At 56.7% G+C, this 13,005-nt stretch carries 14 protein-coding genes; 4 read left to right on the top strand and 10 right to left on the bottom strand.

Annotated features, from left to right (window positions below; genetic code table 11):
- The first annotated feature begins 75 nt into the window (after positions 1–75).
- A complete protein-coding gene (locus tag AC2FLA_RS05375) occupies positions 76–513 on the top strand; it encodes a glyoxalase superfamily protein (protein WP_496721072.1) in 438 nt (145 codons plus the stop codon).
- A gap of 55 nt (positions 514–568) precedes the next feature.
- Here the strand turns inward: AC2FLA_RS05375 and AC2FLA_RS05370 are convergent, their stop codons facing one another.
- Complete coding sequence (locus AC2FLA_RS05370) at positions 569–2,008, bottom strand: aldehyde dehydrogenase family protein (protein ID WP_496721070.1); 1,440 nt, start codon at positions 2,006–2,008, stop codon at positions 569–571.
- Positions 2,009–2,214: 206 nt separating this feature from the next.
- On the opposite strand from AC2FLA_RS05370, the gene AC2FLA_RS05365 reads away from it, so the two are divergent.
- On the top strand, positions 2,215–2,865 hold the full coding sequence (locus AC2FLA_RS05365) for a peroxiredoxin (RefSeq protein WP_058274981.1): 651 nt from the start codon (positions 2,215–2,217) through the stop codon (positions 2,863–2,865).
- A 56-nt stretch (positions 2,866–2,921) separates the two neighbouring features.
- On the opposite strand, the gene AC2FLA_RS05360 is transcribed toward AC2FLA_RS05365, so the two are convergent.
- The 4 genes from AC2FLA_RS05360 to AC2FLA_RS05345 all read right to left on the bottom strand — a co-directional run bounded on the left by AC2FLA_RS05360 (position 2,922) and on the right by AC2FLA_RS05345 (position 5,372).
- Entirely contained in the window at positions 2,922–3,644 is a 723-nt protein-coding gene (locus AC2FLA_RS05360) for a glycosyltransferase family 25 protein (protein ID WP_496721068.1), read from the bottom strand.
- Between the two features lie 70 nt (positions 3,645–3,714).
- Positions 3,715–4,404, bottom strand: coding sequence for an outer membrane protein (locus AC2FLA_RS05355; protein WP_282170198.1), 690 nt, complete (start codon positions 4,402–4,404; stop codon positions 3,715–3,717).
- Positions 4,405–4,554: 150 nt separating this feature from the next.
- Positions 4,555–5,076 carry a helix-turn-helix transcriptional regulator gene (locus tag AC2FLA_RS05350; protein ID WP_496721066.1) on the bottom strand — a complete coding sequence of 174 codons (522 nt, stop codon included), beginning with the start codon at positions 5,074–5,076 and terminating at the stop codon, positions 4,555–4,557.
- A 23-nt stretch (positions 5,077–5,099) separates the two neighbouring features.
- A complete protein-coding gene (locus AC2FLA_RS05345) occupies positions 5,100–5,372 on the bottom strand; it encodes a PepSY domain-containing protein (RefSeq protein ID WP_058274978.1) in 273 nt (90 codons plus the stop codon).
- A 236-nt stretch (positions 5,373–5,608) separates the two neighbouring features.
- On the opposite strand from AC2FLA_RS05345, the gene AC2FLA_RS05340 reads away from it, so the two are divergent.
- On the top strand, positions 5,609–6,244 hold the full coding sequence (locus AC2FLA_RS05340) for a DUF1326 domain-containing protein (protein ID WP_496721064.1): 636 nt from the start codon (positions 5,609–5,611) through the stop codon (positions 6,242–6,244).
- 39 nt (positions 6,245–6,283) lie between these two features.
- Here AC2FLA_RS05340 and AC2FLA_RS05335 read toward each other — a convergent pair whose 3' ends face one another.
- The 5 genes from AC2FLA_RS05335 to AC2FLA_RS05315 all read right to left on the bottom strand — a co-directional run bounded on the left by AC2FLA_RS05335 (position 6,284) and on the right by AC2FLA_RS05315 (position 11,065).
- Positions 6,284–7,255 (bottom strand): Hint domain-containing protein, encoded by a 972-nt coding sequence (locus tag AC2FLA_RS05335; RefSeq protein WP_496721062.1) that lies wholly within the window; start codon positions 7,253–7,255, stop codon positions 6,284–6,286.
- 306 nt (positions 7,256–7,561) lie between these two features.
- Positions 7,562–9,712: a polyribonucleotide nucleotidyltransferase gene (gene pnp / locus AC2FLA_RS05330; protein WP_496705614.1), complete on the bottom strand. Its 2,151-nt coding sequence runs from the start codon at positions 9,710–9,712 to the stop codon at positions 7,562–7,564.
- Between the two features lie 231 nt (positions 9,713–9,943).
- Entirely contained in the window at positions 9,944–10,312 is a 369-nt protein-coding gene (locus tag AC2FLA_RS05325) for a DUF1761 family protein (protein ID WP_496721061.1), read from the bottom strand.
- Positions 10,309–10,731: an SRPBCC family protein gene (locus AC2FLA_RS05320; protein WP_113790912.1), complete on the bottom strand. Its 423-nt coding sequence runs from the start codon at positions 10,729–10,731 to the stop codon at positions 10,309–10,311. The genes AC2FLA_RS05325 and AC2FLA_RS05320 overlap by 4 nt, the downstream gene beginning before the upstream one ends.
- Complete coding sequence (locus AC2FLA_RS05315; RefSeq protein WP_058274972.1) at positions 10,712–11,065, bottom strand: ArsR/SmtB family transcription factor; 354 nt, start codon at positions 11,063–11,065, stop codon at positions 10,712–10,714. Before AC2FLA_RS05315 ends, AC2FLA_RS05320 begins: the two co-directional genes overlap by 20 nt.
- 292 nt (positions 11,066–11,357) lie before the next feature.
- Between AC2FLA_RS05315 and AC2FLA_RS05310 the strand changes: the two genes are divergently transcribed.
- Positions 11,358–12,959, top strand: a complete 1,602-nt coding sequence (locus tag AC2FLA_RS05310) for a BCCT family transporter (RefSeq protein ID WP_496721059.1) — start codon at positions 11,358–11,360, stop codon at positions 12,957–12,959.
- Positions 12,960–13,005 lie beyond the last annotated feature (46 nt).

Below are 13,005 nucleotides of genomic sequence, written 5' to 3'. Positions count from 1 at the left end.
GCCCTTTCCTGGCGCGCGGATGGCAATGCGAACCCCATCCTGACTTGGCGCCCGTTTAAGGAAACGAGGCAAGAAATGACACGTTCAAACAGTATTGCTCCACTTGAGGAGCTAAAAGCGCAGGCGAAGCGATTGCGCGACAGGCTGCGCGGTGCGGGGGTCACGCTCTCGCATAGTGAAACGCTGGAATTGTTGGCGCATCAACATGGGGTGCGCGATTGGAATACGTTGCACGCAATGGCCGGAAATCGCATGCATTTGCGTGTTGGTGACCGGGTTGAAGGGTTCTATCTAGGGCAGCCGTTCAGGGCGGAAATCCGTGGTATGACCCTTTTGGGTGACGGGTCGCATCGGCGCGTTACCTTACACTTTGACGCCCCCGTGGATGTCGTTCAGTTCGAAAGCTTCTCGGCCTATCGGCAGCGCGTAACCGGTGAGATTGGCTGGGATGGTCGATCCAAGCGGCATACCTCGGACGGCCAACCACAACTGATCGTGCGACCCACGCAATGAAAAGGGCGCGGCGGGTAACCACCGCCGCGCCCTTTTGTTAAGTTCTGATCTGGCGTCACTCTGACGCCCAGCCACCGACGGCTTTGACCTCAAGGAAGTCTTCCAACCCCCACAAGCCGCCTTCGCGCCCGTTGCCGGACTGTTTCATGCCGCCAAACGGTGATCCTGCACTGCGCGACTGGCCATTCATTTCGACCATGCCGGAACGCAGTACCCGTGCCATTCGGTTGGCCCGCGCGCCGTCTTGTGTCTGAACGTAATTGGTCAGGCCGTATGGCGTGTCGTTGGCAATCTCGACCGCCTCTTCTTCGGTGTCGAAGGGGATCATGGTCAGGACCGGGCCAAAGATCTCTTCGCGCGCGATGTTCATCTGGTTATTGGCGTCGGCAAAGACGGTCGGACGTACATAATAGCCCTTGTTCAGCCCCTCGGGCCGACCGGTGCCGCCTGTTACCAGCCGGGCACCTTCATCGATGCCCTTCTGGATCAGGTCCTGAATTTTGTTCCACTGCACCTCATTCACGACAGGGCCGATATGGCGGCCTTCTTCCTGCGCGCTGCCCACCGAAACCATGCTGGCCACTTCAGCCGCCGTTTCCACGGCTTGATCGTAGATCGGGCGTTGCACCAGCATGCGGCTTGGCGCATTACAGCTTTGGCCGGTGTTGTTCATCATGTGCAGAACACCACGTTTGACCGCCTTTTCATCGGCATCGGCAAAGACCACGTTTGCGCCCTTACCGCCCAGCTCCAGATGTACTTTTTTCAACGTGTCAGCAGCATTTTTTGAGATCGCTGTGCCTGCGCGGGTCGAGCCGGTAAAGCTGACCATATCAACATCAGGATGCGCCGAAAGCTGGGAACCAACGCCCACGCCATCGCCGTTCACCAGATTGAACACGCCGGCGGGGAAACCAGCCTCACCCATCATCTCGGCAAAGATCATCGCGTTCAGCGGGCTTTGTTCGGAGGGTTTCAGAACCATGGTGCAGCCTGCAATCGCCGCCGCGCCGACCTTAAGCGTGACCTGGTTCATCGGCCAGTTCCACGGCGTGATCAGGGCGGCAACACCGACGGCCTCATAGATGATTCGGTCATTGGGCGCGTGATCACCCAGGGGGCGGTCGAATTGGAACGCTTTGGCTGCGCGCACAAAGTTCGCCAGGTGATACATGCCCGCGCCAGATTGCTGGGTGCGCGCCATGTCGATTGGCGCGCCCATCTCAAGTGACATCGCCTGTGCCAAATCCTCGGACCGGGATTGGTAAATCTCGATCAGTTTCTCGACCAGCGCGATGCGATCTTCGACCGGTGTGGCCATCCAGCCGGGCAGGGCGGCCTTTGCGGCAGCAACTGCGGCGTCGGTATCAGCCTGCGCGCCCAGTGAGATCACTGCGCAGGGTTCCTCGGTCGAGGGATTGATCACCTCGAAATCATTCGCTGCAGATGGGGCGACCCATGTTCCGTCAATGTAGAAATTGCGTTTCTCGATCATCGCGTATCCTCCTGATCCCGTGGCCCGGATGGCGGGAATTTGCGCCACTCTGGCACCGGTATTTCGGTGTGGCAAGGCGCAATTTGATCAAATTAAATTCGTCAAAAATGAATACCCTTTCAAGCAGCGAATGGTTTATCAATGGCGCAGAGTTATTAGGTTTCCAGCAACCGACTCGGTTTGTTTCACAAAAAAGGAGATGCCCCATGGGTTTGCGCATCAATGACACCGTTCCGAATTTCACTGCAGAGACGGATCAGGGCACAGTTCAGTTCCATGACTGGATCGGTGACAGCTGGGCGATCCTGTTCTCACACCCCAAGGATTTCACGCCGGTCTGCACCACCGAGTTCTCGGCCGTTGCACAGCTGAACGACGAATGGGCAGCCCGCAACACCAAGGTGATGGGCGTCTCAGTCGATGGCGTCGAGGACCACAAGAAGTGGAAGAAGGACATCGAGGCGTATGGCAACGCCAACCCCGGATTTCCGATCATCGCTGATGACGGTCTGGCAGTCTCCAAGGCGTTCGACATGCTGCCCGCCGAGGCGTACCTGCCCGATGGCCGCACTCCTGCCGACAGTGCAACCGTGCGTTCGGTGTTCATCATCGGCCCTGACAAACAGTTGAAACTGTCGATGACCTACCCGATGACCGTGGGCCGCAACTTTGCCGAAATCCTGCGCGCGCTGGACGGTCTGCAGATGAGCGCCAAGGGCGTGGCCACCCCCGCGAACTGGGTGCCGGGCGAAGACGTGATCATCCCGCCTGCGGTGTCGAATGACGAGGCAAAAGAAAAGTTCGGTGAGTTCGAAACCATCTTCCCGTATCTGCGCAAAACCAAAGCGCCCAGCTAAAGTAGCTCGGGCAGGGCGATATGCTCTGCCCGACTCCAATACGCCTTTAAGGGTGACTAAGCTGCGGATCGTTGAGGGTGCTGATACAGTTTCCGACGGTAGGCAGCACGCTTGAATTCACGCGTCAGCTTGTCGGCCAGCGGCGGGCTCGTCTGTATGGTCGAACCGCCGATTTCTTGTGCGACTTCCTGATTGCCGCTTCCTTGCAAGGAAAGGATAGGCTGCCCAGTCACCCAGTGCATTTGCAGGAACGTGTCGATCGGTCGGTCAATCTGGTCGGTTGCGGCAAGCAACCGCTCAGCCGCACGCCGCCCGACCACTTGGCAGACGCATTGCAGGCCAATGACTTTTGGCAGGATCAAACGCAATCCGTTTTGCTTTACAAGCGTTCGTGCCGCATCCTCGCGTTGTTTCACGGGAATTCGGATATAGTGATCCGGGGTCGCAAGAGGATCCAGCATCTCTAACGCACTGGCCATGCGGCAAGGGTCTATGCGCAGATCATCCTCGGTAATGATAGCGCGGTCGATCTTCTCATCAACGAGCTTGCGCCAGATTCGCCGATGGCTCGCGAAAACTCCGATCTCCGCTGGGCGCAGCGGAAAAGGGTATCTGGGGCGATACAGATCGCCTGGAAACAATTGTACATCCGCGATTTGAGCAGGGTCCTTCCCATCGACGGCCTCGAACAGTTCCGCATCGGGCAGACTGGCACACAGCCGTTCGGCATTGGGTCGCCGCGCTGTGCTTGCCGTCATATGGATGACAAAAGTCCTCATGCCACAGTGCATAGAACACGATAACGAAAGGGGGAAGAGAAACCCGAAAGAAACACTTCCCCGTGATCCATCAGAAACCGTAACGCAGGCCGACATTGACGCTGAAGGCGTCGATATCATCCTCGACCGTACCCGTGGACGCACCGTTTGGTGCCAAACGTGCCGAGGATACGTCGAATGCGCGGGCATATCGGGTGTCCAGGGTCAGGGAGGTATTTGGGCTGATCTCATAGGCTACACCGGCAATAATTTGCGCAGCAAAGGTGGTGTCGGTGTCATTCAGCTCGACGCCCGGTCCGTAGACAAAGTCCAGATCAGAATAGGTGGCACCAAGACCCAGACCGACATAGGGTGTGAAGGCCCCTGCCTGTTTGAAATCAACCAGCACATTGGCGAATAGCGATGTCTGCGACACGTCACCCGAAATGTTGCCTTCTGCGCCGGGCCCGTTGCCCGAAAAATTGACGCCATCCACATCGTTGTCACGATAGGACAGTTCCAGCTCGATCCGGGTGCCAAACTGATCGTTCGACCACTGCGGGATCTCTTTGCCGACCGCGATACCCAGCCCATAGCCACCATCGAAATCGGTATCTACTGACTGCGACGATCCATTGATCGTGCCGCTAAAGTCGCTGTCCTGTAGCTGGCTGTACCCGGCAAAACCCTGAATGTAGAGACCATCCGACAGGCTCTGTGCGGCCAGCGCGGACGCGCTGATCGTCAAAGCTGTCGAGGCGAGAAGAAGACGCGTAACCATGACCATGTCCTTTGTTCCACAATTGGTATGGCGCACATGTGGGCAGTAGAGGCAGGAATGAAAGGCGCCAGCCCTTCACTTCAATTCACAGGATATTGGGCGTGTGTGAGTGAATAAGATCAGTACCGAGCTGACACTTTGATTCACGGTCTATGTGGTCGAATTCGACCTTTCAGAACTGTTTGTAAGCAAAGGTTCGGAAAGCAACTCATCGATGAAGTAGCTCAGCAATTGCACGCGTCCCGTAACTCCTGCCTTGCGATACACCGCCGCGCATTGCGCTTTGACCGTGCCTTCCTTGGTTTGCCGCAATGTCGCGATGTCCGCGATTGGCAGACCCTTGATAGAAAGCAGGGCAACGTCGCGCTCAGCATCACTCAAGTTCCACTCAGTGAATTGAGAGGCAATGAGTTTAGCAAACGCGCCCTGCGCGACGCTCAGCTGTCGCTGCATGTCGCGCACACGCCTGTTCTGGGACCGGATCAATGCAATCGTCGCGGCAAGACCGCCGATCAATGCCAGGGCCAGAACCAGTTCGAAACTATGCAGGTGGCGAAAGCCCGCGCTTTCCCCGCCGGTCCAGTCCAGCATCGCGTCCGTCACGAAAAAGGCGGCGCAGACGGCCTGCACCACCAGAAGGAGCCAAAGCAATGACGTTTGTGAAAGCTTCATGAGGCTCCTGTGATTTTATCCGATCAATCGTCGTCCTCTTCGAGTTCGATGGCAGTTACCATGCCGTCCGTCTCGGACAAGACCAATTCAGTTTCTACGCCATCTTTGATGAGTTCAACCTCGATCTCGCCATCTTCGAATTCGATCTCTTCGATCTCGTATCCCTGCGCCTCCAGGGCCGTGCGGATATCGGACTCGGTGGTGCCCAGTTTGTCGCCCAGCCCGACATTGGCCAGTGCAAGAACCGGCGCTGTTGCAATCAATCCGGTCAGTGTCAGCAGTTTCAAGGTTTCCATTTTGCATCTCCTTTTTGCGTTGTGGCGATGTTGTGAAACTGGGAACAGGGCGCGTGCGCTGCGATTGGCTTTTGGTTGAAACGCAAGGAATTGGACCAAGGTTTATCCCGGTAAAATGCGGTTTCAGGCCGCCTGGTTCTGCATTTGCCCGAATTGTGTTAGGTTTAGAGGGGGGAATTCTACAGGCATGTAACCAAGACGTCGGGCGTTCAGGCTGTGTAAAACAGGAGAAGACGATGGCATTCACAGATTGGTACGTTGAAGGCGATGCATTCGGGAACTGCAATTGCGGCTATGCCTGCCCTTGCCAGTTTGAGGAGCTACCAACCCACGGAAATTGTCGCGGCTTTGAGGTGCTAGAAGTTTCGAAAGGGCATTTTGGCGACACCAACCTTGCCGGTACAAAGGCTGCGCTGATCTATGCCTGGCCCGGCCCGATCTTTGAGGGCGGCGGCCAGATGCAGGTGATCATCGACCCAAGCGCCTCGGACGCGCAACGGGCCGCATTGGAAAAGGTCTTTCACGGGGAAGAGACCGAGGAAATGGCAACCCATTGGCATGTCTTCCGCACGATGTGCGACACCGTTCACGAGACCCTGTATGTGCCGATTGATTTTGAGATGGACATGGAGGGGCGCACTGCCAAAGTCTCAATCGGTGAGGTGCTGAACTCAACCGGCCGTCCTATCGAGGCCCCACATGGCGGTGGTCCGCATCGCGTACGGATCGACATTCCCGGTGGTATCGAATTTACCCTGGCCGAGATAGGCAGCGCCTCAACCAAGGCAGATGCGGCGATCTCGCTGGATCTGAACGACAGTTATGGCCAATGGCATGTCATGAAACACGGCCCAAGCGGCGTTTCACACTGACAGATGCGACTCACCGGCATGACTAAAACAAACCCGAACTTATAGGCTCATGGTGAACCCGAAAGTGGACTCAGGCAGAGTGTCCCGCTGCATAGATGGTGTCACCTTTTTTGGATTAATCATTGGGACCGACAGGTCTGACCGAAGAAGGCGGACTTCGTAGGGTTTGAGGACTGGCAGAGCGGTCTCGCCATAACCCGTCTTGCTGCACATAAGTTCGGGGAACAGTTCAAACAGCTCGCGTTTGGTGGCCGGGGCCATTGCGCTCATTGTGGTGTCGCCGGGAAAAAAGGACTCGGACCAGACGCCTTCGACATTCACCAACTCATGTTTGTCGAACATTATATGGATGTATTCGACCCCTTGTTCCGGAGGGAGTTGTTCGATTCCCTGACCGTCGACCATGCCTTTGGCTGGGGCCAGCATTACAGAATCAAAGTAGTACAGCTCCATAACAGCAGAGGTTACAGCAATCCGATGCTGGGGAGAGACCAGAAGATCCCGACTGGGACAACCTTCGGTAAAGCGGCCGGCGCGGATACGAACCGGGCAAAGGTGCGGATCACGTTTCAACTCTTGCGCAGATAGCTGGCGCCGGCCAATCCAGCGCACTGGCCGCGCACTGCCATCTGCCGTGATCACTTCGTCTCCGGGTTCCAGTGTTTCAATTAGGCGTTGACCTGACGGCGTAAGGATCAGGGACCCGGAAGTAAAGCAAACGAAAGTTGGAAGTGTATCGTAGACCGAAGGCGACGCAGGGTTTTGCGTCAGTGTGTTGCCTGACAGTACATCGTTGACCGCAACCTGACCGGATGTGACGACGATGTACTGAGTTCCTTGCCATTGCAGCAAAGTAAAAGTAACTGGCGATCCGCCGACATTGGCGGTGTAATTCTCAAAAACCTGGAAACCTTCGGAAGTATTCAACCCAGCGATGCCGCTCACATCAAATTGCTGGCTGCCATCAGCGTCCGGGTTTTCAAGTTGGTTGTCATTGTCCGTAATTGCCACCTGAAAGGCGTTCGTGATTGTGACATTCGGATTAAAAAGCGGATCGGCGCTTATTTGATATAGCGTAAAAAAATTCATCGATTAACAATGCCCCTGAAATTGAAACACTCATCTTCGTACCCACCAGAATACATGCAATGCGTGTTTTATATAAGGTGCTGATTACTTGTTTCGGGACCTACGGCACCAATGGCAGAGAGAGACGGGTTAAGTAAGTTCTGAGCGTCAGACCTAACCAAATGGCGCAAAGACAAAAAAAGGCCCCGGTCAATCGCCGGGGCCTTTCTGCATTCGAAGAGGGGCAGATTACTCTGCGCTTTCCTCTTTCTTTTCTTTCTTCTCGGGAACGATCTCTTCGCCGGTTTCCTGATCGACCACTTTCATCGACAGACGAACCTTGCCGCGATCGTCAAAGCCCAGCAGCTTAACTTTCACTTCCTGACCTTCTTTCAGAACATCCGACGGATGGTTCAGGCGGCGGTTTTCGATCTGGGAAACGTGGACCAGACCGTCGCGCTTGCCAAAGAAGTTCACGAAGGCTCCGAAGTCGACGATCTTCACGACCTTACCGGTGTAAACCTGACCTTCTTCCGGCTCAGCGACGATCGAGTGGATCATCTCATACGCCTTTTTGATCGATTCACCATCAGGCGAGGCGATCTTGATTACGCCGTCGTCGTTGATGTCGACCTTGGCGCCCGACACTTCGACGATTTCGCGGATGACCTTACCGCCCGAACCGATCACTTCACGGATCTTGTCGGTCGGGATGTTCATGGTCTCGATGCGCGGGGCGTGGACCGAGAAATCGTTGGTCTCGGACAGGGCTTTGCCCATCTCGCTCAGGATATGCATCCGGCCGTCTTTGGCTTGCGCCAGGGCTTTCTCCATGATCTCGGGCGTGATGCCTGCGACCTTGATGTCCATTTGCAGCGAGGTGATGCCGTTTTCGGTACCTGCCACTTTGAAGTCCATGTCGCCCAGGTGGTCTTCGTCACCCAGAATGTCGGACAGGATGGCATAGTCGCCGTCATCTTCCAGGATTAGGCCCATGGCCACACCGGCAACCGGTGCTTTCAGCGGAACACCCGCATCCATCATCGACAGCGAACCGCCGCAGACCGACGCCATCGAGCTGGAGCCGTTGGATTCAGTGATCTCCGACACGATACGGATCGTGTAGGGGAAGTCGGTCGCCGCAGGCAGAACCGCCTGCAGGGCGCGCCATGCCAGCTTGCCGTGGCCGATCTCACGACGGCCCGGGCCACCCACGCGGCCAACTTCACCAACCGAGTAGGGAGGGAAGTTGTAGTGCAGCAGGAAGTTCGATTTGAAGTTGCCATGCAGCGCGTCGATGAACTGTTCATCGTCACCGGTGCCCAGCGTGGTCACAGCAAGCGCCTGCGTTTCACCACGGGTGAACAGGGCAGAACCGTGAGTACGGGGCAGCATCGAGGTTTCTGCAACGATTCCACGGATATCGGTGGTCGAACGACCGTCGATCCGCTTGCCGCCTTTGACGACGTCGCCGCGCAGAATGCCAGCTTCCAGCTTTTTCATAGCCGAACCGAGGTTGCCATCTTCCAGCTGCTCTTCGGTTAGCGCTGCTTTGATTGCTTCACGCGCAGCGGCAACAGCGGCGGTGCGCTCTTGCTTGTCGGTGATCGCGAAAGCGGCGCGCATCTGCTCTTCACCGGCAGCTTTGACAGCGGCGGACAGCTCGGAATAATCCGGTGCCTGGAAGTCGAACGGCTCCTTCGCGGCGTCTTCGGCCAGCGCGATGATCAGGTCGATGACCGGCTGAATCTGCTCATGTGCGAATTTGACCGCACCCAGCATTTCGGCCTCGGACAGCTCGTAGGCTTCCGACTCAACCATCATCACGGCGTCTTTGGTACCGGCAACAACCAGATCCAGGCGCTGTTCAGGGTTCAGGCGCAGGTCCTGCATGTCGTCAACGGTCGGGTTCAGAACGTATTCACCGTCCTCAAAACCAACGCGGGCACCGGCGATCGGACCCATGAACGGTGCGCCGGAAATGGTCAGTGCGGCCGAGGCGGCGATCATCGCGACCATGTCGGGGTCGTTGACCAGATCGTGGGACAGCACGGTGCACATCACCAGAACTTCGTTTTTGAAGCCGTCAACGAACAGCGGGCGGATCGGACGGTCGATCAGACGCGCGGTCAGTGTCTCTTTTTCGGTCGGGCGCGCCTCGCGCTTGAAGAAGCCACCCGGAACTTTACCGGCGGCATAGTATTTTTCCTGATAGTGGACGGTCAGAGGGAAAAAGTCCTGACCCGGTTTTTGCTGCCGCGCAAAGGTCACGTTCGCCATGACGCTGGTTTCGCCCAGTGTCGCGATCACGCTGCCGTCGGCCTGACGGGCAACCTTGCCGGTTTCCAGTGTGAGCGTCTCTTCGCCCCACTGCATAGATTTTTTCGTTACATCAAACATATGCGTATCCTAGATGGGAGCACTCCCGCCCCTGCGGGTCTCCCGTTTGCATGGCGGCCCCATTGCCGCCGATCCCATTTTAGCTTTCGTCTGAGTGCCGGGATCAGGGCACAACGTCTCAGATACCGCGCGCATACATGAGATTGGTGTAGAAGGAAAGGGGAACCGCACAAGGCCGGTGGAGGACTGCACAGCCTACGCCCGATCCATTTTGGACCGGGCCAGAGGCGTTCAAAAGATTGCGTGCGCGAGGATCATCACCACACCGCATCCCAGAGCATAGCCAGTGTCGACCATGATCGCGAACACGCTTTTTTGCGCCCAGGCCCCGACCGAGGCCGCCTGTGCCGCCACCGCAAGGATGGCCAGAAGGGCGACGCCCAGACTGTTGGTGGTTTCGGTGAGCGCGATCACAGTGGCCAGCAAGATCAGGAACACGATCTGCGCGGCCATCTGAGGCAATGGCGGCGATTCCGGCGGTGTCGGATCAATCCGCGTCCCTTCGGCCCAGCGCTTCTGGAATCCGACCGGTCCATAGACCAGCCAACCCAGCAGAAAGGCCGCGATCACCCCCGCTGCAAGGGCCAGCCAGTTGATCATAGCGCTGTCTCCAGCGCTGCAAGGATCGCAGCCCAACCACCCTCGTGATTGTCGCGGCTTTCCTGCGATGGGAATCGGACGTGATGCAGGCGCAGTTCGGTCCCTGCATCGGTTGGCGTGAAATCCAGCGTCACGGTGGAATCATCCTGACTGTACGGAGAATTCCACGTAAATTGCAGCCGGTTCGGGCGGTCGATGACCTTGTATTCGCCCTCGTGCGGCAGGTCACCCGCTTCGGGTGCACGCATGATGATCTTGAACCGTCCGCCGACCTTTGCATCGGAATGCGCCTCGGGCACCGTCATACCCGGCCCCGGCAGCATGAATTTGGCCAGCATATCCGGGTTCAGCCAGGCGTCGAACACCTTTTCAGGCGGGTGCGGGATTGCGCGTGTGATTTCAAGTGACAGATCCGTCATCTTCTGGGTCCTCCAAAGCAGTTTCCAAAGCGTCCAGCCGAAGCGTCCAGATCGAACGCAAACCGGCAAACCATTCATCCACGGCTGACAAGGGATCCATTTGAACCTCGATCAAATGCTCACGCCATTCCGTCCGGCGCCGCACCAGTTCGGCGTTTTCCAGCACCTTGATGTGCTTGGATACCGAATTGAGGCTCATATCGAATTGCCGCGCGATGTCCGTCACTCGCAAGGGTCCCTGCTGCGCAAGCATCGTCAGGATCGCACGGCGGGTCGGGTCGGACGCGGCCTTCAATATCGCGCTCAGATCAGAGCGACTCTCTCGTTCAACCATGTGGATGAATTACATCCTTCTTTTGCTTCAGTCAACCATTTGGGTGAATAACACGGGTAAAGCCCCTTGGCCAGAAGTTGGGACCAATGATCCCGATGCCGTTCAAAGTCGTTTATCAAGTCAGATAAATTCACTAACGGGAATGCGTTTGGTGAAATTATGTCGTCAGTGTAAGCTGTTATCACGAAGCCCGCGGTCGAATTGACGGAGAAGCGCCAAGGGACAAAATCTCGTTTCCGTCCGCTGGTCGAATACCTTGGCGTTTGCACTTAGCGAACAGAAGGGCAGACGAATGGCACAAACCAAGAAAATGCTGGATCCGGACCCCCGGATTTACGACTTCGAGACCGAATACGAGCTTGGGCAAGACAACGTCCGGCCATTCGGTTTGGACATCCATAACCCGGTCTTTTTGATCTCGAGCATCCTGATCTTCGCGTTTGTTCTGATCGCGTTAGCCAATCAAGAGGGTGCTGCGGCACTTTTTGGCTGGCTACGGCCATGGCTCACCAGCACGTTTGACTGGTTCCTGGTCCTGTCGGTCGATGCAATCACGCTGTTCTGTCTTGTTCTGATCGTTTTGCCGGTTGGCAAGGTGCGGATCGGTGGCAAGGACGCAAAGCCCGACTATTCCTATGCCGGATGGATTGCGATGATGTTCGCGGCTGGTATCGGCATTGGGCTGTTGTTCTTTGGAGTGATGGAGCCCGTCTATTACAATTTTGCCGAAGACGGCAACGCGGTGCCACTGGGCATCGACATCGCTGTTCCGGGCAATGAATATGCTGGAGTTGTCGGTACAATCCATCACTGGGGGCTGGAAGGGTGGGCGGTCTATGCCGCTGTTGGTCTAAGCCTGGCCATATTTGCCTATAACCTTGATCTGCCCCTGACCTTGCGTTCAGCCTTCTACCCGATCCTCGGAGAGCGTGTCTGGGGTTGGTGGGGCCATATCATCGATACGCTGGCGGTGTTTGCGACGCTCTTCGGACTGACCACTTCGCTTGGGCTTGGGGCGCAGCAAGTTGCGGCGGGGTTGAATGAGGTGTTCGGCATCGAACCCAGCCCAACGGTCACAGTTTTGCTTATCATCGGCATCACGCTGATTGCGCTGGGCTCGGTCCTGATGGGAATGGATGCTGGCGTCAAACGGTTGAGTGAAATCAACATGATCATGGCCGTGGGTCTGTTTGTCTTCGTGATCGTTGTTACCGGCGTCGGCACTGCTTTCGCACGGTATTTCAACGTAATGAAGGACTACGTGTGGCACCTGCCGGCATTGTCCAACCCATTCGGACGTGAAGACACCAGCTATTTCCACGGCTGGACAACCTTCTACTGGGCTTGGTGGATCGCATGGTCACCATTTGTGGGCATGTTCATCGCTCGCATCTCGAAGGGTCGCACAGTGCGCGAGTTCATTCTCTGCGCCCTTCTGGCACCGACGGCAGTCTGTGCCCTGTGGATGTCGACATTCGGTGGTGCTGCCATCGACATGCTGAACGCAGGCGGTGCTGAAGGTGTGCGTGCAACGGTGATCGACAGCTACGCCCCTGAGGGCGCATTGTTTGGCTTTCTCAAGGAGCTGCCTCTTTATGGCATTGTAGCGCCAATCGCACTGGTCCTGATCGTGATCTTCTTCGTCACCTCGTCGGATTCCGGTTCACTGGTGATCGACACGATTACCGCGGGTGGCAAGATGGACGCCCCGGTTGTGCAGCGGGTGTTCTGGTGCACGCTTGAGGGTCTGGTCGCGATTGCACTGTTGCTTGGCGGCGGTCTTTCCGCCCTGCAAGGCGCTGCGGTCTCGACCGGTATCCCGTTCACGCTGGTCGTTCTAGTCATGTGCTACTGCTTGTGGCTGGCACTGAAATCAGAACGGGCCAAGATGTAAGTTCTTGATCTAGGAACCTTTAAGCGTCCGCCTTTTGGCGGGCGCT

This window comes from Ruegeria sp. CDSA033, assembly GCF_059612305.1.
This window is presented reverse-complemented; position numbering and strand designations above follow the sequence as displayed.

Excerpts from the sequence above, each read along its gene's own strand:
- AC2FLA_RS05315 (WP_058274972.1), bottom strand. The coding sequence starts at position 11,065 with ATGGTTGAACGAGAGAGTCGCTCTGATCTGAGCGCGATATTGAAGGCC.
- AC2FLA_RS05355 (WP_282170198.1), bottom strand. The coding sequence starts at position 4,404 with ATGGTTACGCGTCTTCTTCTCGCCTCGACAGCTTTGACGATCAGCGCG.
- AC2FLA_RS05325 (WP_496721061.1), bottom strand. The coding sequence starts at position 10,312 with ATGATCAACTGGCTGGCCCTTGCAGCGGGGGTGATCGCGGCCTTTCTG.
- AC2FLA_RS05350 (WP_496721066.1), bottom strand. The coding sequence starts at position 5,076 with ATGAAGCTTTCACAAACGTCATTGCTTTGGCTCCTTCTGGTGGTGCAG.
- AC2FLA_RS05345 (WP_058274978.1), bottom strand. The coding sequence starts at position 5,372 with ATGGAAACCTTGAAACTGCTGACACTGACCGGATTGATTGCAACAGCG.
- AC2FLA_RS05360 (WP_496721068.1), bottom strand. The coding sequence starts at position 3,644 with ATGAGGACTTTTGTCATCCATATGACGGCAAGCACAGCGCGGCGACCC.
- pnp (WP_496705614.1), bottom strand. The coding sequence starts at position 9,712 with ATGTTTGATGTAACGAAAAAATCTATGCAGTGGGGCGAAGAGACGCTC.
- AC2FLA_RS05370 (WP_496721070.1), bottom strand. The coding sequence starts at position 2,008 with ATGATCGAGAAACGCAATTTCTACATTGACGGAACATGGGTCGCCCCA.
- AC2FLA_RS05375 (WP_496721072.1), top strand. The coding sequence starts at position 76 with ATGACACGTTCAAACAGTATTGCTCCACTTGAGGAGCTAAAAGCGCAG.
- AC2FLA_RS05320 (WP_113790912.1), bottom strand. The coding sequence starts at position 10,731 with ATGACGGATCTGTCACTTGAAATCACACGCGCAATCCCGCACCCGCCT.
- AC2FLA_RS05340 (WP_496721064.1), top strand. The coding sequence starts at position 5,609 with ATGGCATTCACAGATTGGTACGTTGAAGGCGATGCATTCGGGAACTGC.
- AC2FLA_RS05310 (WP_496721059.1), top strand. The coding sequence starts at position 11,358 with ATGGCACAAACCAAGAAAATGCTGGATCCGGACCCCCGGATTTACGAC.
- AC2FLA_RS05365 (WP_058274981.1), top strand. The coding sequence starts at position 2,215 with ATGGGTTTGCGCATCAATGACACCGTTCCGAATTTCACTGCAGAGACG.